The organism is bacterium, assembly GCA_016703265.1.
Taxonomy (GTDB): Bacteria; Krumholzibacteriota; Krumholzibacteriia; order LZORAL124-64-63; family LZORAL124-64-63; genus CAINDZ01.
On the sequence record JADJCK010000009.1, the window covers coordinates 200292 to 219302 of the forward strand.

Here is a 19011-nt window from a genome sequence, read left to right on the forward strand (position 1 = left end):
CGCTCTTGGCCCCTTGCCGGCTCCGCATGTCGACGGCCATTGACTCCGTGTTATCAACAGGTCTACAATCAGTGTTGCAGCCCGGGCGGCCGGAGAAAGGGGTGCCAATGCGGTACCCGAGAGCGGCTCATGCGACATGCTTGTCACTGGCGACGACGCTGTTCTGCCTGGCCGCGGTGACCATGACCGGCTGCGGCGACGAGGCGGAACCACCCGACGATGGCGACTGCCCCGACGGCATCGGACCCGCGGGCGGCAGCATCGCCGTGACCGACACCACCTCCGACCTCCACGGCGTCGGCATCACCGTGGCGCCGCTCGCCTGGGAACAATGCTACGGCGTCTTCCCCGGCTACGAGACCACCTTCACGACGCCGAACTTCCCCGACGGCATCGAGGGCTATGCGGGCTGGCTCTCCGGTTCGCTGCGCCTGGAGATCGGACGCTCCGACGCACACGGCAACTACGTGGAGGCGCCCGACTCACTCGACCTGGAGATCACGTTTCCCCTGCGCGATCTCGTCTGCGCCGATGACGAGATCTTCGCCGCCTGGCACTACGACGACACGGTGGAACGCTGGCGCGTGGTGCTGCCGGTTGCCGCGACCGACTCCACGATCACCGTGCGCACCTGCCATCACCGCCCCCTGTGGACCTGGGGCAAGATCTCGCTCTACGACGTGGACTTCGACCTCTACCTGGCGCCCGCCCTGGCCGAAGCCCAGGGCTCCGGACGCTGGCTCGAGGTGCAGGACGAGCTGCGTTCGCTCTACGACTCCATCATCGCGGAAGATCTTTCGATGAACTGCGCGAACCTGATCCGGGTCCGTGACCTGTTCGCGGCGGTGCGTGACGCGCGCGCGGAGGACGTTCGCGCGTTCCAGAACAGCCTGGGCGGGGTCTGCGGCACCTGCGACGTCACGACGGCACAGTACTTCGACGAGTACGTCCGCTACCTGTCGCTGAACTTCGAGGCCTGGCTGATCGAGCTCTACTTCGTCGAGACCGGGCCCAATCTGCTGATCCAGGCCTTCGGCTTCATGCGCATATGCGAGACGTACGCGGAAATCGAATCGCTCGCCTGCGACTACGAGTGCTTCTTCGACCACGAAACGGCCGCCTTCGCGCGGGCCAAATCGAGCTATTACGTCGCCTACCTGGTGGTTCTCGTGATCGATCACTCGATCGAGGCGGGATGGGTGGATTGTTGACGCGTCTGCGTGTCGGCAGTGCCGAACGGCAACCGCTAACGCTCCCCGATCCGGTACTGCGCCAGCACGCAGGGGATCGAGCCGTTGTTCAGGCGGTTGCGCTTGAACGGCTTCAGGCGGAGTCCCTTCTCGACCGTCTCGGCGGCGCCGAGCACCGCCACGCTGGTGCCCGGGTGCTCCAGCAGGCGGTCCTTGAAGGACTGCCAGACCGGCGCGTACTTCGCCTCGTCGCCCACGCGCACCCCGTAAGGCGGGTTGGTCACCACCCAGGAGCCGGGCTCGAGCGTCATGGCGGCCACGTCGCGCACATGCAGCGCGATGACGTCGGCGAACCCGGCCGATGCCACGTTGGCGCGCGCGACCTCGAGCCACTTCGGTGACACGTCCGCGCCACTTAGGCGCAGGCCGCTTGTCGGCAGGATGGCCGCCTCGGCCTCGGCGCGCAGCGCGGCGAACTGCGCCGCGTCGAAGTCGGGCCAGGCCATGCAGGCGAAGCGCGTGCGCCAGTGTGTGGGCGGCGTGCGCGTGGCGATCAGCGCCGCCTCGGTCAGGATCGTCGCCGAGCCGCAGAACGGGTCGTGCAACGGCGCTCCCGGCTCCCAGCGCGATTGCAGCACCATGGCTGCGGCCAGGTGCTCGCGCAGCGGGCTCTCGTGCTGCGCCACCCGGTAGCCGCGCATGTGCAGCGGTGATCCGGCGCCGTCCAGCCCAACCGAGAAGCGACGGTTCTCCAGGTAGCAGACCACGTGGACGTCGCCCGCCTCCGTGTCGACAGAAGGTCGCTGGCCGACCAGCTCCACCATCCGGTCGCAGATCGCATCCTTGATCCGGTACATGCCGAAGCGCGGGCTGCGCAGCAGCGACGAGTGCACGTTGAACGTCACCTTGAACGTCGTCTCGGGCGTCAGCCAGCGGGGCCAGTCCAGCGAGTGGACGACGTCATAGATGTCCTCCTCCCGCTTGACCTCGCAGAAGTAGAGTTCGCGCACGACCCGCGAGGCACAGCGCAGGTGGATCAGGGCCTTCCAGGCGTCATCGAGGTCGCCCTCGAAGCGGGCGCGCCCCGGCTCGACACGGGCCACCCGGATGCCGAGGGCTTCCAGTTCCGCACTGACGAGTTGTTCGACGCCGACGCCGAGCGTGGCGTAGAAGCGCTCCAATGGCATGGGGGGCGCGCCTTTGCGTGAGGGGGTGGTGTGTGACGGGGCAAGTATAGTCGAGCGGAACAGGAACGCGCGCAAAAAATGCCGCGACGGTCGCGGCGCGCAGGCCCCTGCCCCTGTCCCGCGGGCAATCAGGCGGGCGGAGACAACCCGACCAGTTCGCCAATCGAGCGCACGATCCGATCCGGCCTCACCAGCGTGCCGTCGGGAAGCCCCTTGCCCCGGTAGTCGTGCCAGATACCCTGGATGCCGAGGGCCTGCGGCGCTGCGACATCCCACTCCAGGTTGTCGCCGACCATGCTGGCGTCACCCGGCGCCACCGCGAAGAACTCGAGGGCGTGGCGATAGACGCGAAGGTCGGGCTTCCCCGCGCCGAATTCCGACTCGACGACGATGAGCTGGAAGAACCGGCCCAGGTCGAAACGTCCGATCTTGCCCCGTTGCTTCTCCGCCCCTCCGTTCGTGATCAACCCGAGGGGCACCCCGAGTGCGCGCAGGATCTCAAGGGTTTCGCGGGCCCCGGGCAGGAGGCAGTAGGCCTCGTCGCGCTTACGGGCATAGGCGTTGCCCATGGCATCGGCCAGCGTGCCATCGTCGATGCCGGTTCTCTCCAGAGCGTACCGGCAGACCGTGCGTCTCGCCTGGTCGAGGTCCAGGCGCCCCACGCGAAACCGTTCCTCGTCGCCCCAGAACCAGTCGCTGACAGCCTTGATCGTAGTGACCATCGCAGCGGGATCGAAGGGCGTGGCGCCGGCGGCGGAGAACTCTGCGCAGACCTCGGTCCATGATTCGCGGGCAAGGCGCGAGTAGTCCACGATGGTGTCGTCCAGGTCGAACAGCATGACCTTCGGCAGCGATTCGCGGGGTGGGTAGGTCACGATGCCTCGCATTACCGAAAGAGGGCGCACGGCCGACCCCAACTGATCTTTACCGCCACGCGTCTCCGTCCTAGCCCGCCAGCGGCGTCAACGGCCAGAAGACCGGGATCAGCAGCGTCGCCAGCAGCCAGAAGAGCAGGTTGAGCGGCGTACCGATGCGCAGGAAGTCCTTGAAGCGGTACTTGCCCACGCCGTAGATCATCGTGTTGGTCTGGTAGCCCACCGGCGTGGCGAAGCTGGCCGAGGCCGCGAACATGACGGCCATCAACAGCGGCCGCGGGTCAACACCGAGGATCTGGCTGGCGCCGATGGCGATCGGCGCCATCAGCACGGCGGTGGCGTTGTTGGACATGAACGCGGTCAGAAGCGTCGTCACGAGGTAGAGGGCGGAGATGACCGCCGTCGGCCCCAGCGTGGAGGCTGTGCGGATCAGCATTTCCGAGAGGAACCGCGCAGCGCCCGAATTCTCCAGCGCCACGCCCAGCCCCAGGGTGCCGGCCAGCAGGAAGATCACTTTCCACTCGATGGCATGGTACGCCTCTTCGGCGTGCAGGCAGCCGGTGAGGACCAGCAGCGCCGCACCGGCCACCGCGCTGACCAGGACCGGCAGGATACTCGTCGAAGCCGTGATGACGACGGCGGCCACGATGACCGTCGCCAGCACCGCCTTCCCCTGCCGGAACTCCGGTTGGGCGACTTCGGTGATCATGACGAAGGCTTCGTGGTTGCGCAGGACGTCGAGATGGTCGCTGTCCACCTCGATCAACAGCACGTCGCCGCCCAGGAGCGCGGTCCCTCCCAGCTTCTCGTGAAGCACGGTGCCGCGGTGACGCAGCGCGACCACGTTGGCCCCGTAGGTATTGCGGAAGTTCGCGGTCTTCAGGGTTTCGCCGACCAGCTCCGAACCGGGCGCCACCACCGCTTCGACCAGCAGCGTGGAGTCGCCTTCGATCGCATCACCGTTTGCCCGGCTCGGCTTCAACCGGACGCCCTGGCGCTCGGCAAGCGACTTGATGCGATCGACGTCGCACATCACCCTCAGGACGTCCCCGGCCTGGAGAACCGTAAGGGCATGAGGCCTGAAGATCCGCTGGCCCTGGCGGTTGATCTCCAGCACTTCGACGGCTGTCTCCTTGACGAGGGGACTTTCGCCGAGTGGGATTCCGATCGAGACGGCGTCATCAAGCAACTCGATTTCGGTCATGTAGCGGCTCATGCCGTATTCCCGGGTCAATTCCTGCACGCGGCCCCGGCTGGGGATCCAGCGCATGGCCAGTACCATGTACACCGTACCCACCAGGAACATCACCAGCCCGAGCGGGGTGAACTCGAACATGCCGAACGGCGCAAAGCCGTGCCGCTCGGCCACGGAGCTGACCAGCAGGTTGGTGGAAGTCCCGATGAGCGTGCAGACACCGCCGAACATCGATGCGAACGACAGGGGCATCAGCAGCTTCGAGGGGCTGACGCGGATGGCCGCGGCCACCGACAGCATGATGGGCATGAAGATGGCGACGATCGGCGTATTGTTCATGAACGCCGACAGCAGGCCGACGCTGACCATCATCACGACCAGGCCGGCCCACAGGTTCCACGTGAACACGCGTGCCGACGCACGGCCCAGGACCGCGACGGCGCCGGTACGGGACAGTCCGGCCGAGATGACGAACATCGCGGCAACAGTCACCGTGGCCGGATTTGCGAAGCCCGCGACGCCCTCCTCGGGCGAGACCAGCCCGGTCAGGAGCAGGGCGCTCATCAGGAGCATGGCGACAAGGTCGACCCGCAGCTTCTCGGTGACGAAGAGCGTCACCGTGGCCGCAAGCAGGGTCAGGACCATTGCCATGTCCAGGGTCATCGGGCGGGCTCCAGAGTAAGGGGATGATCGGGCCGAACCAGCTGTTGGGTCCCCGATAGGTCGGTTTTCAAAGCCGGACCTGCACAGTAAGCCATTCTCAACCAACGGCCATTCGGGACCTGTGTGTCCGCCATTCGTGAATTCGCCTGATCAAAGCGTATTCACGGGATCTCAAGGGCAGCCACCGGAGTTTCCTGCTCTTCTTCCCGACGGGCAGTTCCCCTTCGATCAGGCCGAGTCTATCATGTCCGGAACCAGACGAAAGGCCAGTTTGAATATGCGAGCATCGATTTCCACGGGACTGCTTTGCCTGGCCTTGGCGGCCATGTCCGCCAGCGGCTGTTCCCGGTCCGAAGGCGCGAAGGCCGGACCGGGCGGGGGCGCTCGAAGGTCCGGTGCCCCGGTGCCGGTCGCGGTCGTGCAGGCCATGCCGCGCGACCTGGCCCGCACCGTGACCGTGACCGGTCCGCTTGAACCACTGCGCCTTGTGTCGGTCAACGCCCAGTCGGCGGGTATCCTGGAATCGGTGCTGGTCGAGGAGGGCGACCGCGTGCGGGCCGGACAGGTGCTGGCGCAGATCGACGCCCGTGAGACGACCGCCCAACTGGCCCGTGCCGAGGCAGTGCTGGCCAACGCCGAGACGGCGTTCCGTCGCGCCGAAAGCCTGCAGGCAGAGGATCTGGTTTCCGATTCCGAACTTGACGCCCTCCGGTCGTCGTTCGGCATCGCACGCGCGGACGTCGACCTATGGCGCACGAGGGTGGCGTTCAGCCGCATCACGGCACCGGTGTCGGGCACCATTACGGTCAAGCGCGTCGAGCGAGGCAGTTCGGTGGCCACGAACGCGGCACTGTTCGCGATTGCCGATGATGCCGTCATGGTCGTGCGCGTCCAGGTCTCCGAATTGGACGTGGTTCACCTCGAGACGGGACGACAAGCCGACGTGCTGCTGGACGCCTATCCGGAGGCGCGGCTCAGCGGCCGCATCCGGCGCGTCTTCCCCAGCGCCGATCCGGCCAGCCGCCTGGTTCCGGTCGAGGTGGCCCTTGATCCGGTGCCCGCCGGCCTGGTCGTGCGTCCCGGCTTCCTGGCGCGCGTCGAGTTCGAGCTGGACACCCGCCTGGGTGTGCTAGCCGTCCCGGTGACGGCCGTCGGCGTCTCCGACGCCGGCTCGTTCGTCTACGTGGTCGAGGCCGATACGGTCCGGCGGCGCGACGTGACCACGGGGCTGACGACCGCGGGCTGGATCGAGATCACCGACGGACTGCCGGAAGGCGCGCGCGTGGTCGGCTCGGGGCACCTTAACCTGCGGCCGGGAACGGCCGTCCGCGTCAGCGATGCCGCCGCCGGGGGTGCCTGATGAGCAGCCTGCCCGGACATTCCATCCGGCGGCCCATCGGCGTGCTGGCCGTCTCTTCGGTAGTCGTCGTGGTGGGCCTGTTCTACGCCGGACAGCTGCCGCTCGACCTGCTGCCCCAGATCATCTACCCGCAGGTGCGGGCCCAGGTCAGCTACCCTGGCGTGGCACCGGAGGTGCTGGAGGAGCAGGTCACCAAGATCCTCGAGCGGAACCTGGCCACGACCGAAGGCGTGACCGAACTCGAGAGTACAACCACCGAGGGCAGCGCCGACCTCGACCTGCATTTCAACTACGGCACCGACATCAATTTCGCCCTGCAGGACGCGTCCAAGAACCTGGACCGCGCCCGCTCGCGACTGCCGATCGACGCCGAAGCCCCTATTATCCGCAAGTTCGACCCGTCGCAGATCCCGGTGTTCGAGGTGGGCTTCAGCTCGCCGACGCGGGATCTGGTCGATCTGCGCAACTGGGTCGACCTGCGCCTGCAGCCCCAGTTGTTGTCCATTGAGGGAGTGGCCGCGATCGACGTGGCGGGTGGCCTCATCCGCGAGATCCGGGTGACCCTGGACCAGGAGCGCCTGCGTTCGTACGGCCTCACCATTTCGGACGTCCTGACGCACATCCGCGCCGAGAACCAGGACATCGCCGTCGGCAACGTCACCTCGCCCAGCTTCGAGATCGTGGGCAAGACGGCCGGCAAGTTCCAGTCGGTGGATGACATCCGCGCCGTGCTGCTGCCCGTGCCGGGCAGCACATCACGCGTGCCCCTGCATGAAGTCGCCGAGATCACCGATACGCACCAGGAGCAGCGGCTGTGGGCGCGGCTGAACGGCGTGCCGGCGGTGAAGCTGTCGGTCCGCAAGCAGCCCGACGCGAACACCGTTGCTGTTGCCGAAGCTGTTGCCGCCCGTCTGGCCTCCCTGGACGAATCGCGCTTCGTGCCCGACGACATCCACTATGAAGTCGTGGCAGACCAGTCGTTCTTCATCCGCAACGCCATCTCGGGCGTGCGCGACGCGGCGCTGATCGGCGCGCTGCTGGCCATGGTCGCGGTGCTGCTGTTCCTGGGCAGCCTGCGCAAGACGGTCATCATCGGACTGGCCATCCCCCTGGCTGTCCTGGGTACGTTCGCCATGATGGGACTCGGGCGACTGACCCTGAACATCATGAGCCTGGGTGGCCTGGCGCTCGGTGTCGGACTTCTGGTCGACAACAGCATCGTGATGCTCGAGAACATCTTCCGCCACCGCCGGATGGGCATCGACGACCCGGAAGCCGCCGCCCACAGCGGCGGCGCCGAAGTGGAGTCGGCCATCGTCGCCTCCACGCTGACGAACCTGGCTGCCGTGGTGCCGTTCCTGCTGATCACCGGCCTGGCGGCCCTCATCTTCCGCGAACTGATCCTGACGATCTCGTTCGCGATCGTGGCGTCGCTCGGCGTGGCGCTCACGCTGGTGCCCATGCTGTCGGCACAGCTCGCGAAGATCCGCTTCACCAGTCATCTGGAGCACAATCCGGTCATCGTCGGCTTCGACCGCGGCCTGCAGCGGTTCACGGCCTGGTACCGCAATGTTTTGTCCGGGGCGCTGCGCGCGCGCTGGCTCGTCGTGGGCATCTCTTTCGCCACGCTACTGGCCGTCGCGCTGCTCATGCGCGGCGCCGGCAACGAGTTCCTGCCTACCGTCGACGACGGCAACGTCACCGTGCAGGTACGCATGCCGCCGGGCACGTCGCCCGAGCATACGAACGAGATAGTCGGCCGCATCGAGGAACTGGCGAAGGAGATGCCGCACGTGCAGCACGTCTTCACCACTGCGGGCGGTTTCCTGTTCGGCGGCGCCACGACCGCGCGCGGTGGTCGCGGTTCGCTGGCCATCCAGCTTTCCCCCGCCTCGTCGCGCCGCGACATGCCCGCCTCCGTGTGGGTGGCCCGGATGCAACAGAAGATCGACCAGCTGGGCGTCCCCGGCGACCAGATCTTCGTGCGGCCGCCGCGGATCCGCGGCCTGCGCACCAACCTGGCGGACAGCGACGTGGCCGTTTCAGTGCAGGGTGACGACCTGGCCATGCTGCAGCGCCTTGGCGAGGAGGCGCAGCGGCGCCTGCGCGGCGTAGCCGGGCTGTCGCGCATCGAGCTTTCCACGGAAGAGGCCAGCCCCCAGCTCGGCATCGAGATCGACCGTCAGCGGGCGGCCGACCTGGGACTGGACGTGGCGCAGGTCGGGCAGACGGTTCGCACGGCGCTGGACGGCACCGTCGTCAGCCGCTTCACCGACCGCAACAACGAGTACGACATCCGCGTGCGCCTGCCGCGCGAAACGCTCACGAGCCCGGAGCAACTGGGCTCCATCGCCCTGTTCCCGGGTCGCCAACAACCGGTCTACCTGCGCGATATCGCCGACCTGAACCTCGGCACCGGCCCCACCACGATCCTGCGCGTGAACCAGAACCGGCAACTGCGGGTCACGGCCGATGTGGATGAGACCGCGACCAACATCGGCGAGGCCAGCCGCAACGCGCGTGCGGCCCTGGCCGACATGGAGCTGCCCGAAGGCTACGCGCTCATCTTCGGCGGCGAGGAACAGGCCGCCCGAGAGAACCAGCGCAGCCTGATGATCGTCACCCTGCTGGCGGTGTTCCTGGTCTTCGTGGTCATGGCGGTGCAGTACGAGAGCGTGAGCGGTCCGCTCGTGATCATGGTTTCCATCCCGCTGGCGCTGATCGGGGTCGGCCTCACGTTATGGCTGACCGGCACGCCGCTCAGCGCGCCGGTGCTGCTGGGCGTGATCCTCCTGGCCGGCATCGTGGTCAACAACGCGATCCTGCTGGTACAGTACATCAACGACGCGCGGCAGGACCGCGGACTTCCGCTGCACGAAGCGGCGCTGGCCGCCGGTTCGGCGCGACTGCGCCCCATTCTCATGACGACGCTGACCACCGTCTTCGGCATGCTGCCGCTGGCGCTGGGACTGGGCGAAGGCTCGGAGTTGATGCAACCCCTGGCGATCACCGTGGTGGGCGGCCTGACGGTCTCGACGCTGCTGACGCTGCTGGTGGTGCCATGTGTCTACCTGATCGTCGATGCGACGTCCGTGCGACTGCGTCGCTTCCTGACCGGCGCTGTGTGACAAGGAGATGAGCGTGGAGATCGGACACGTAGAGGCGATCTACCGGTATCCCGTGAAATCGATGGGCGGCGAGACTCTCGATGCCGCCCATCTGGGGTGGTAAGGCTTCAGTGGTGACAGGCGCCTGGCATTCCGGCGCATTGAGGACCGCAGCGACTTCCCCTGGCTGTCAGCCAGCAGACTGCCCGAGCTGTTGCTGTATTCTCCGTATCGACACGAGGACAACGCCCAGGACGATCTCCCGACGCACGTTCGCACGCCCGATGGCGAAGTGTTGCCTGTTTTCGGGGATGAACTGGCCGCGGAGGTCGGCAACCGCTGTGGGACACCCGTGCAGATGATGAAGATGAAGCACGGCATCTTCGATGAAGCGAGCGTCTCCGTGATCGCGTCTGCAACGGTGCGCGAGATCGGTCGCCTTGCCGGACACAGCCTCGACACCCGACGTTTTCGCCCGAATCTGGTGGTTCACTTGCCGAGTCCGGTCCCCTTCCAGGAGGATGCCTGGCTGGGCGGCGTGCTTTCATTCGGCGAAGGCGATGACGCCGCCGCCATCAGTGTCACGATGCGCGATCTTCGCTGTTCGATGGTGAACCTTGATCCCGACTCGGCAGGTCGCGATCCGGAAGTGATGAAGGCCATCGTACGGATAAACCAGAACAACGCAGGAATCTATGGCACGGTCATCCGCACCGGACGGCTGACTGTCGGACAGTCCATATTCCTGCATGCGGGGCGCTGACGCTGCCGGCGCCAGCGCGCGTCGACACCATCCCGTGTTCGCGCAGGATAGCCCGGGATGTTCATTCCCGGGACAATGTTCCTGTCGCAGTAGTCGGCGGCCAGTAACCGTTCATCGTCGAAGATGAAATCATCGATGTAGTACTCGTTGATCCCGTTCGGCCCCTTGATGGCTGCGTGCACGTGAGCGGGAAAGTCCTGCGGCGGATACGTGCCCGGCCGCACGGTGTAGATCCGGTACCGGCCGTTTTCCGCCGAAAGACATCCGTGCGTCAGCGGCTGGATACCGCTCGCGACAGGCCGCCTTGATGACTGATCGAAAGATCACTTGGTCATTCCTTTAGGAAGAAGGCAGCAAAGGGGGAGATACACCGAATCCGCCGGCGCGGTTCCCGAACGTCCCCGGGATCACGCAGGCCGGCCCCCTCCAGTTCCCGCTGCAGCCAGGCTCGGGCCAGCGCCCAGTCGCGCTTGACGGTGGCGGGGCCGATGCCGAGCGCCACCGCGGTCTCCTCAACGTCCAGACCGGCGAAGTATCGGCACTCGACGACGCGCGCGGCGCGTGGATCGAAGTCAACCAGGCGGACCAGCAGGGCGTCGAGACTGAGGATGAAGTCATCGTCATCGGCGGCAGGCGCGGCCACATCCAGACCTTGGGTCAGGGCCAGGCGCGGTGCGTCGCCCCCGCGCTTGAGTCGCTTGCGGTCCCGGGCGTGATTGACCAGGATGCGGCGCATGGCCAATGACGCCACGCCCAGGAACTGGCCGCGTCCCTGCCAGTGGATCCGGGTCTGGTCCACCAGCTTCAGGTAAGCCTCGTGCACGAGCGCTGTCGGCGTCAGGGTGTGACCGGGCCGCTCGCGGACCAGGTGGCGGCGGGCGAGGTCCTGCAGTTCGTCATAGATCAGGGGCAGCGCCTGATCGAGAGCGCCCGGATCGCCCGCCTCGGCCGAGAGCAGCAACGACGTGAGGTCGTTTCGGTTCATGACGCACTCCGAGCGCGCGCGGCCAGTTCATCCAGCAGCACTTGTACTTCCAGCGTGTCCAATCCGGCGATCGCCCGGATATCATGGGCTTCCCGCAGCAGGGGCAGGGCCTCGCTGTTCCGACCGGCCGCCATCAGCACGCGCCCCAGTTCGTAGGCGCCGTCGCCGATATAGGGATGATCGGCCGGCAGCGCGCCGCGATCGATGGTGAGCGATTGCCGCAGGCATTCCACGGAGCGGACCAGATCGCCGCGGCCCTCGGCCACCAGGCCCAGGTGGTAGTACCCTGCCGACACATGGGCGTGCTCGCGTCCAAGCGTCTCTTCCCAGATCGATACGGCCTCGCTGAACATGGCTTCGGCCCCGGCCAGATCGCCGCGGTCGCGCAGGACGCGGCCCAGGTTGTTCAGAATGTTGGCCACATAGGGATGCCGCAAACCAAGCGCCGCGCGGCGGATGTCCAGCGCCCGACGGTAGAGCGAGTCGGCCACGGCCGCTTCGCCCTGGCCCCAGGCCGCAGCCGCCACATTGTTCAGGCTCTGGGCCACCTCGAGATCCCGCGGCCCCAGCAATTTTTCGCGCAGGCGCAGGCCCTCTTCGACAAGGGGCCTGCCCTTCTCGTACATCCCCTGGGAATCATAGAGCACGCCCAGGTTGTTGAGGCTCTCGGCCGTCTCCACGTGCTCCTCGCCCAACGCACGTCGGCGCAGTTGCAACGCCTCGGTGAACAGCGTTTCGGCGCGCGCGTAGGCACCGTGTCCCTGGTGCAGCGTCGCCAGGTAATCCAGGCTGCGGGCGACATCCGGATGATCCGGACCGAGCAGAAGCCGCCGCGCCTCCAGTGCCCGCGTGACCAGGACCAGCGATTCGTCCGCTTCGCCCAGGTTGCCGAACAACCTGCCGTACATATGCATCATGTCCGCCTGCAGGAGTGGCTGCTCCTCCAACCGATCCAGCATGGCGTCACGGCTGCCGAGCAGGAACTCGCGCACGCGCATGGTGTCACCCCGCGCGCCGCGGGCCAGCAGCGGATCCGAAACGTCGAACATGTCGACAAGCAGCCCGGTCACACGCTCGGCACGATCGCGCTGCAGGGTCACTTCCTGCGCCTGCCGACCGATGCGCGCTGCCTGCCCGGCCATAATCACGGCCGCTGCCAGTGCAACGATGAATACCGCCGAAGCTGCGCCCACCGCCACGGCGTGACGCCGGACAAAGCGCGAGGCGCGATAGCCCGGCGAACCGGGACGCGCGGCGATGGGCTCGCCGTCCAGATGGCGACGGATGTCCTCGGCCAGCGCTTCCACCGATCCGTAGCGCAGCACCGGATCGACTTGCAGGGCGGTGCGCACGATCGCGTCCACATCGCCCCGCAAACGCCCGCCGAAACGCGTGGCGCAGGCACTCGGGCGCGGCGGCGGCCCTTGTTCCAGCTGCTGCGCCAACACCATCGGCTCGCGGCTCTGCAGGTCGAAAGCGGGCGCGCCGGTCAGCATTTCGTGCAGGATCACGCCCAGGGACCAGACATCGACGCCGGTGCCGGCACGCTCGCCGCGCAGCAGTTCGGGAGCCGCGTAACGGGGCGTCAGGATCGGCGCACCCGGCAATGTCTCGGCCGCCGTCTCGAGGGCGGCGTCGGGGTCAAGCAGCTTGGCGATGCCGAAGTCGAGCAGCTTCGCCTGGCCATCCGCCTGCACGAGGATGTTGGCCGGCTTCAGATCGCGGTGGACCACGAGGTTGCGGTGCGCATGCTGCACGGCCTCGCAGATCGCAAGGAACAGCTGCAGGCGCGCGCGCAGCGGAGGATCGTGGTCCGCGCACCACATGTCGAGCGGCCGACCATCGACGAACTCCATCACCAGATAGGGTCGCCCGTCGGGAGCGGCGCCTCCGTCCAACAGGCGGGCGATGCGGGGATGGTCGAGGCTGGCGAGAATCTGGCGCTCGGTGCGGAATCGACGCAGCACACTTTCGGTGTCCATGCCCCGACGCACCAGTTTCAGGGCCACCACCTTGCGGAACTGGTCATCGGCGCGCACGGCCCTGTAGACGACGCCCATACCGCCGGCGCCCAGCCGGGCCTCGATCCTCCAGGTGCCGATCAGGGTCCCCTCGAGCGGGTCTTCCAACACGGTGTCGGCGGCGGCCCAGAGCGCCGGGGCCGCCAGGAATCCGACATCGTCGTGGGCGGACAGCAGGGAAACCAGTTCATCGTGAAGGCCCGGATCTACCGTCCGGAGCTCCGCCAGCCGGCCGTCGCGCCCGGCGACCGGAAGTTCGCTCAGTTCGGCGAAAAGGGCGGCAATCGTCTGCCAGCGGCCGGAATCCATGCCAACTCCTCGAGGGCTGAAGCCTCGCCCGCTACGGGGCCGGCCCATTGTACCGCCGCGAGAGCCTCCCACCAAGTCCTGCGCGACTATTATGATCCGCTTTCCCCGCCGATGGTGCGTTACCCCGTGAGGAGACACAAATAGTTCCAGCCACCCGGCACGGGCCGGAGGGGAGTGCAGACCATGGGAACCAGGCCGCATCGAAGCCGGATCATCACCCTGATGGGGGCGGCATTGGCGCTCACCTTCGCCGTTGTCGTGGGACCGGCCGGCGCAGTGACGTTCGAGACTTCTGTCGTCATCTCGTCCGATGGCGTTGCCGCCGACGACTTCGGCTGGGACGTGGCGATGGAAGGCACGACGCTGGCGGTCGGCGCCCCGTTCGCGGACATCGGCGGCAACTCGGGTCAGGGCGCCGTCTACATCTTCGAACTGGTGGGCGGCGTGTGGTCCCAGGTCCAGAAACTGACGGCGTCCGACGGCACGGAGTTCGACCTGCTGGGCTGGTCGGTGGCAATCTCCGGCGACCGCCTCGTGGCCGGCGCCGCCGAAGCCAACATCGGCGTCAACAATGCCCAGGGCGCCGCCTACATCTTCGAGCGCACGGGAGGCGTGTGGTCCGAGGTGCACAAGCTGTTCGAACCGACGTCCATCCAGAACGTGGCCGAGTACGGTCATGAAGTCGACGTGGACGGCGACCGGATCGTCGTGGGCGCTCCTCGGCCGGCAGTGCCCAGCACGGCGCGGCCTACGTCTACGATCGCGACGAAGGCGGACCGGGCGCCTGGGGTCTGGTGACCGAACTGGTCGACGACATCTTCGACACCAACGCGAACTTCGGCTACGACGTGGCACTGGACGGGGACCTGCTCGTTGTCGGCGCCCAGTTGCTGGATCGCGTGTCCGGCACCTACCAGAACGAGGGCGGCGCCTACGTCTTCCGCCGCAATGCATCCAACGTCTGGAACCAGGCGGGCAAGCTGTTCCGCGTCGGCGCGCAGGACAACGAGCGCGCGGGCAGCTCGGTGGCCATCGAAGGCACGCGCATTATCGTCGGCGCTACCAGCGTGGACGGCGCGGGACTGGCACGCGGCGCGGCATACGTGTTCGAGAACCCGACGCAGGCGAACAACGGCTGGTCGCAGGTGGCCGAGTTGACGGCGAGCGACGCCGCCGATTCCGACAGCTTCGGCACAGCTGTATCCCTCCTGGGTGGCAGCGTCTGGGTCGGAGCCCAGGGCCACAACGCATCGGCGGGACAGATGTACCGCTACGATGTCGATCAGGGCGGCATCGCCGCCTGGGGCGAGACCGAGGTCTACGCACACAGTGCGCCGGCCACCAACCAGTGGCTTGGCTCTTCCATTGCCGCGACCACCGAGCATGTTGCCGTCGGTGCTTTCGGCATCGGTGGCAAGGGTGCGGTGCTGGTCTATCCCGCTCCGGGCGGCGGCGCCAGCGCGGTTGGTGGCCACGTGCCCGGAGCCGCGGGCCCTGTATCGGCCCATCCGAATCCGTTCAACCCGGCCACCACGCTGGCCTTCAGTCTCGAGAGCCGCAGCGAGGTCGAAGTGCTGATCCATGATCTGCGCGGAGCGCTCGTGGCGAGCCTGTTCCGTGGCACACTGGACGCAGGCGCGCACGCCCTGACCTGGCGCGCGGACGCGATGCCGTCGGGTCTCTACCTGGCCACGGTGCGGACGGGAATGACGATGCGGACTACGCAGATCACGCTGATGAAATGAGATGGGGGACATTAGCGGCATGACCGTCGATTTTCGCGAGAATTGCGCCGGCGCATCTCTCGCGAGTGCACCCGTGCCACATAATTCCATTCGCAGGCAGCGACGGCGGCCGTGCCGTGCCGAGCGGCGCCTGCTTCTGCCGCCTGGTGCAGGATGGAGCGGACGCCTGCCCGGCGCCCAGGCTCCAGGTCTTGCGCCGGCGCTGTGTTCGAATTCACCATTTCAAATCGCGTGGATGCACTACACGATTTCTGATCTACTTGATCGCCACGAATAGCGGCTTGTATGCAGCCGTAGAGCCTACCAGATCAAGGGGAGTTCGCCATGCCGCGGTCCCGCACCTGCGCCTCCATCATCGCCCTTTCCTGCGCGCTCCTTGTCCTCTCGGCCTGCAGCGACTCGACGTCCCCGCCCACGTCGCGATCCGTTTCGCTGTACGTGTTCGATCAGGCATACCAGCCCGTGGCGGCGAATGCCGAGTGGGCTGCGTTCCAGGACGGCAGCAAGGCCTGGACCGTGCTGACGCCCTCCGCGACCGGCGTCTACACCGCCACCCTGACCGACGCCTCGGGCCGGTACGGCTTTGCCTGCTACGCGGACGGCGACCTGCACCTGCAGCACGGCACCGTGGCCGAGGGCGCCATTGCGGTCATCTACCTGGATACCGGGCTCTCCTTTGCCGGGAAGTCTGTCGCCCGGATCCCCCAACCCACCGGCTACTACAGCCTCCACGGCGCGATCAGCTACGACTTCGCGCCGGGCGAGAGCATGGTCGCCATGGACCGCAGTCGCTCGAGTTCCACGCCGATCGCCTCGTACTGGTTCACGGTCAAGGCCGGCCTTCACGACCTGGCCATCTCCGACAACAGCTGGGGCGCAGAGCGCCTGATGAACTGGCTCTACCTCGAGCGAAACATCGACGTCCAGGGCGATTCGGTGCACAACATTTCCGTTGCCGCTTCCGCGCGCATCATGCTGGAAGACGGTGCCTCCGTGCAGGTGACGGGCGATGCCTCGGCCACCAGCGCTACCATCGGACTCCTGACGACCAACGACACCTACGCGATGCTTGCCGACTACGATGCCATCACCGGCGGCACCGTGGCGTTTCACAGCCTGCCGGCCACGGCGATGGCCAGCGGTTACCGCTACGAAGTGGAACTCTCGCGTGGACACGTGCAGAAGTGGGGCTGCTTCAGCTCCGCGACGGGCACAACCACCGACGCGCCATCCGGAGAGTTCGCGACATTCTCGGTCACGACAGTCGATGCCGGCGGCGCCTGCTATCCGGTCTTCGGCGGCCTGTCCATGGCGGGCGGCAAGGGCTACTTCATGTATTGTGGCAATGGAGACTACTTCACCGACGTCTTCGTCTCGTCCGGCTGGCTGGCCGCCAACGGTACGACCGGCTACCAGGTACCCAATCTCACCGGCCTGACCGGCTGGCAGGCGGGCTGGAGCATTCCGGCCGGCGCCGCGATCACCGACCAGGACGCCGTGTTCCTCGACGGCAACGTGCCGGTGGCGACCTGCGTGGTCCACCATTTCAACCGGACGAACGCTCCGCTGGCGGCGGGCGATTGGGTGAGCACGACCTGGAGCAACTGAGGGGCGACACTATCCATGGAGGCGAAGCGCGCGCAGCCCCCGGTGCCACCGCTCGCGCAGCGCGCTGCTCCGCCCCGCAACAACGATCAGCGCGATGGCGCCGAGTACCATGCCGATGACCATCGGCTGGGCCAGAAGGCATTTGTAGTAGGCGCCGAGCAACGGCGCGAGCTGGTCAAGTCGGTCGGGATCGACCGGTGGCCGGCAGGCAAGCCCGATCCCCGCCGCGGTGAGCAGGTTCAGGAACAGGATCGACAGGCCGAGCGCCCGCAGGGGCAACCGGACGAGGCGGTATACTCTGGAACGCGCCAGTGCATGCTCGGCGCGACTCGTGACCCAGGTGGCGATGATGAAGACGGCGACCACGAGCAGACCGATGAACACGCTGCCACCGCCCGAGCCGACGGCCCGCCATGTCAGATACCCTGCGGTGACGGCCGCGATCGTCACGAGCGGATAGAGCGCAAAGTAGACAGGCGCCAGCGCCACGGCGACGGGCATCACGGCGCAGCCGATCAGGCCGGCGCGGGCTTCTTCCGGCGATAGAGCGTGGGACTCGGGCGCTGCGGGGAGCCAACTGTCGATGAGGTCGGCCGACGACGAGGATGCCGCATGCTGCGCCGACTGTTCCGCCTCGCGCCGGGAGCGCTCGGCCTCGACGTTCTGCCGTTCGGCCCAGTAGGTGCTCTCGTCGGCGCCCGGCGAGAGCGACCGCCCGCTGCGCGCATCATCCTGCGCCTTGAAATAGGGATCGTCGCTCATCGGGCGTACTCCCGGGAACAGAAAGTAGAACTGCCCCTTCTTCCCCGCACCCCCGAGGATAGTGGCACGCCCCGGCTCTTCCCGTCAATGCGGCCACCGATCGAACACGTCACATCAATTGCGGCCAAGCCACGGATGCGGCGGACCGCATGGCGAATTCCAATTGGCGCGCCATGCATGGCACGTTACGCTGTGCGGGTCGAGCCACACGGGCGGTTCGGCACTGTCGAAGCCGCGACGCACCGTCCAACACAGCCGTAGGGAGTGCCACTCATGTCCCGATTCAGCCGCCCTGCCAGCCTGACGGTCCTCGCCCTGGTCCTGGCGATCACCTCGACCGCACTGGCCCAGCCGGGCCGCCCCGACCCCGAGAAGCTGCTGGCCGCACAGCGCGGAGCGATGACGAAGCTCGCGATGCTGGACGGCACCTGGCGCGGTGACGCCTGGATGGCGGCCCCGGACGGCAGCCGGCACAGCCTGACCCAGACCGAGCGCGTAGGCTCGATGCTGGACGGCGCCGTGCGCGTGATCGAAGGGCGCGGCTACGAGGCGGACGGCACGCTGGCATTCAACGCATTCGCGGTCATCTCGTTCGATGTCGCCAAGAGTGCATACTCCATGCGCTCGCACGCGATGGGCAACGCGGGCGACTTCCCCGTCACGGTCACCGCCGACGGCTTCCAGTGGGAGATTGCGGCCGGCCCCATGACCATCCGCTACACGGCCGTGGTGAAGGACGGCGTCTGGACCGAGGTGGGCACGCGCCAGGCGCCTGGACAGGAGCCGGTCGAGTTCTTCGGGATGACGCTGCGACGGTTGGGTGATACGGAGTGGCCCGCGGGTGGGGCGGTGGCGCCGTAGATCCTGCAGTTCCCGGCTCCGGAGCGGTACTTTTCAATCGCGACAGTGTTCGTGACCGTTGCGCCGGCGCAAGTTTGGCGGGGCAGCAGTCCCCACCACGATATGGGCGATATTCCGACGTGCACACTGCCCGTCCATGGCTAGTTCTCCGGCGAAGGCATCACGAACCAGAGCACCGCATACACAAGGATCCCGGGGAACGCGACGCTGCAGATCGATAGAATGACGTACGCAAGGCGGAACCGACTCGGCGACCAGCCGAGCCGCTCGGCAAGGCCACCGCAGACTCCAGCGATCATCTTGTCGTGGGACCGGCGGACTTGCGACGTTGCAGGCGTCATGTGTTTCTCCTTCGGCAATGTTGCGGGCAACGGCGCCTA

The 19011-nt window shown here is 67.0% G+C and carries 15 protein-coding genes; 8 read left to right on the forward strand and 7 right to left on the reverse strand.

Annotated elements, in window-relative coordinates; all coding sequences use genetic code 11:
* Positions 1 to 107: 107 nt before the first annotated feature.
* Positions 108 to 1211 (forward strand): hypothetical protein, encoded by a 1104-nt coding sequence (locus IPG61_16695; GenBank protein MBK6735678.1) that lies wholly within the window; start codon positions 108 to 110, stop codon positions 1209 to 1211.
* Between the two features lie 35 nt (positions 1212 to 1246).
* Here IPG61_16695 and IPG61_16700 read toward each other — a convergent pair whose 3' ends face one another.
* The 3 genes from IPG61_16700 to IPG61_16710 form a co-directional block, all read right to left on the reverse strand.
* Positions 1247 to 2377, reverse strand: coding sequence for a hypothetical protein (locus tag IPG61_16700; protein MBK6735679.1), 1131 nt, complete (start codon positions 2375 to 2377; stop codon positions 1247 to 1249).
* Between the two features lie 128 nt (positions 2378 to 2505).
* Positions 2506 to 3252 (reverse strand): HAD family hydrolase, encoded by a 747-nt coding sequence (locus tag IPG61_16705; GenBank protein MBK6735680.1) that lies wholly within the window; start codon positions 3250 to 3252, stop codon positions 2506 to 2508.
* Between the two features lie 70 nt (positions 3253 to 3322).
* Entirely contained in the window at positions 3323 to 5110 is a 1788-nt protein-coding gene (locus tag IPG61_16710; GenBank protein MBK6735681.1) for an SLC13 family permease, read from the reverse strand.
* Positions 5111 to 5513: 403 nt separating this feature from the next.
* On the opposite strand from IPG61_16710, the gene IPG61_16715 reads away from it, so the two are divergent.
* The 3 genes from IPG61_16715 (at position 5514) to IPG61_16725 (ending at position 10340) form a co-directional block, all read left to right on the forward strand.
* The gene (locus tag IPG61_16715) at positions 5514 to 6470 is read left to right on the forward strand and encodes an efflux RND transporter periplasmic adaptor subunit (GenBank protein MBK6735682.1); all 957 of its coding nucleotides are present in this window, start codon (positions 5514 to 5516) and stop codon (positions 6468 to 6470) included.
* Positions 6470 to 9598, forward strand: coding sequence for an efflux RND transporter permease subunit (locus IPG61_16720; protein MBK6735683.1), 3129 nt, complete (start codon positions 6470 to 6472; stop codon positions 9596 to 9598). The genes IPG61_16715 and IPG61_16720 overlap by 1 nt, the downstream gene beginning before the upstream one ends.
* A gap of 193 nt (positions 9599 to 9791) precedes the next feature.
* A complete protein-coding gene (locus IPG61_16725) occupies positions 9792 to 10340 on the forward strand; it encodes an MOSC domain-containing protein (GenBank protein ID MBK6735684.1) in 549 nt (182 codons plus the stop codon).
* Positions 10341 to 10671: 331 nt separating this feature from the next.
* Here the strand turns inward: IPG61_16725 and IPG61_16730 are convergent, their stop codons facing one another.
* Together IPG61_16730 and IPG61_16735 are read right to left on the reverse strand one after the other, a co-directional pair.
* Entirely contained in the window at positions 10672 to 11325 is a 654-nt protein-coding gene (locus IPG61_16730) for a sigma-70 family RNA polymerase sigma factor (GenBank protein MBK6735685.1), read from the reverse strand.
* Entirely contained in the window at positions 11322 to 13655 is a 2334-nt protein-coding gene (locus tag IPG61_16735) for a serine/threonine protein kinase (GenBank protein ID MBK6735686.1), read from the reverse strand. Before IPG61_16735 ends, IPG61_16730 begins: the two co-directional genes overlap by 4 nt.
* A 183-nt stretch (positions 13656 to 13838) precedes the next feature.
* Between IPG61_16735 and IPG61_16740 the strand changes: the two genes are divergently transcribed.
* From IPG61_16740 to IPG61_16750, 3 genes are all read left to right on the forward strand, one after another.
* Entirely contained in the window at positions 13839 to 14453 is a 615-nt protein-coding gene (locus tag IPG61_16740) for an FG-GAP repeat protein (GenBank protein ID MBK6735687.1), read from the forward strand.
* On the forward strand, positions 14450 to 15400 hold the full coding sequence (locus IPG61_16745; protein MBK6735688.1) for an FG-GAP repeat protein: 951 nt from the start codon (positions 14450 to 14452) through the stop codon (positions 15398 to 15400). Before IPG61_16740 ends, IPG61_16745 begins: the two co-directional genes overlap by 4 nt.
* A gap of 324 nt (positions 15401 to 15724) precedes the next feature.
* On the forward strand, positions 15725 to 17008 hold the full coding sequence (locus IPG61_16750) for a hypothetical protein (protein MBK6735689.1): 1284 nt from the start codon (positions 15725 to 15727) through the stop codon (positions 17006 to 17008).
* A gap of 9 nt (positions 17009 to 17017) precedes the next feature.
* Here the strand turns inward: IPG61_16750 and IPG61_16755 are convergent, their stop codons facing one another.
* Complete coding sequence (locus IPG61_16755) at positions 17018 to 17770, reverse strand: hypothetical protein (GenBank protein MBK6735690.1); 753 nt, start codon at positions 17768 to 17770, stop codon at positions 17018 to 17020.
* Positions 17771 to 18043: 273 nt separating this feature from the next.
* On the opposite strand from IPG61_16755, the gene IPG61_16760 reads away from it, so the two are divergent.
* Positions 18044 to 18631, forward strand: a complete 588-nt coding sequence (locus IPG61_16760; GenBank protein MBK6735691.1) for a DUF1579 domain-containing protein — start codon at positions 18044 to 18046, stop codon at positions 18629 to 18631.
* 140 nt (positions 18632 to 18771) lie between these two features.
* On the opposite strand, the gene IPG61_16765 is transcribed toward IPG61_16760, so the two are convergent.
* Complete coding sequence (locus tag IPG61_16765) at positions 18772 to 18972, reverse strand: PspC domain-containing protein (GenBank protein ID MBK6735692.1); 201 nt, start codon at positions 18970 to 18972, stop codon at positions 18772 to 18774.
* Between the last annotated feature and the right edge of the window lie 39 nt (positions 18973 to 19011).

Coding starts and splice junctions, on each gene's coding strand:
- IPG61_16695 (MBK6735678.1), top strand. CDS start 108: ATGCGGTACCCGAGAGCGGCTCATGCGACATGCTTGTCACTGGCGACG.
- IPG61_16700 (MBK6735679.1), bottom strand. CDS start 2,377: ATGCCATTGGAGCGCTTCTACGCCACGCTCGGCGTCGGCGTCGAACAA.
- IPG61_16710 (MBK6735681.1), bottom strand. CDS start 5,110: ATGACCCTGGACATGGCAATGGTCCTGACCCTGCTTGCGGCCACGGTG.
- IPG61_16720 (MBK6735683.1), top strand. CDS start 6,470: ATGAGCAGCCTGCCCGGACATTCCATCCGGCGGCCCATCGGCGTGCTG.
- IPG61_16730 (MBK6735685.1), bottom strand. CDS start 11,325: ATGAACCGAAACGACCTCACGTCGTTGCTGCTCTCGGCCGAGGCGGGC.
- IPG61_16735 (MBK6735686.1), bottom strand. CDS start 13,655: ATGGATTCCGGCCGCTGGCAGACGATTGCCGCCCTTTTCGCCGAACTG.
- IPG61_16740 (MBK6735687.1), top strand. CDS start 13,839: ATGGGAACCAGGCCGCATCGAAGCCGGATCATCACCCTGATGGGGGCG.
- IPG61_16750 (MBK6735689.1), top strand. CDS start 15,725: ATGCCGCGGTCCCGCACCTGCGCCTCCATCATCGCCCTTTCCTGCGCG.
- IPG61_16755 (MBK6735690.1), bottom strand. CDS start 17,770: ATGAGCGACGATCCCTATTTCAAGGCGCAGGATGATGCGCGCAGCGGG.
- IPG61_16760 (MBK6735691.1), top strand. CDS start 18,044: ATGTCCCGATTCAGCCGCCCTGCCAGCCTGACGGTCCTCGCCCTGGTC.
- IPG61_16765 (MBK6735692.1), bottom strand. CDS start 18,972: ATGACGCCTGCAACGTCGCAAGTCCGCCGGTCCCACGACAAGATGATC.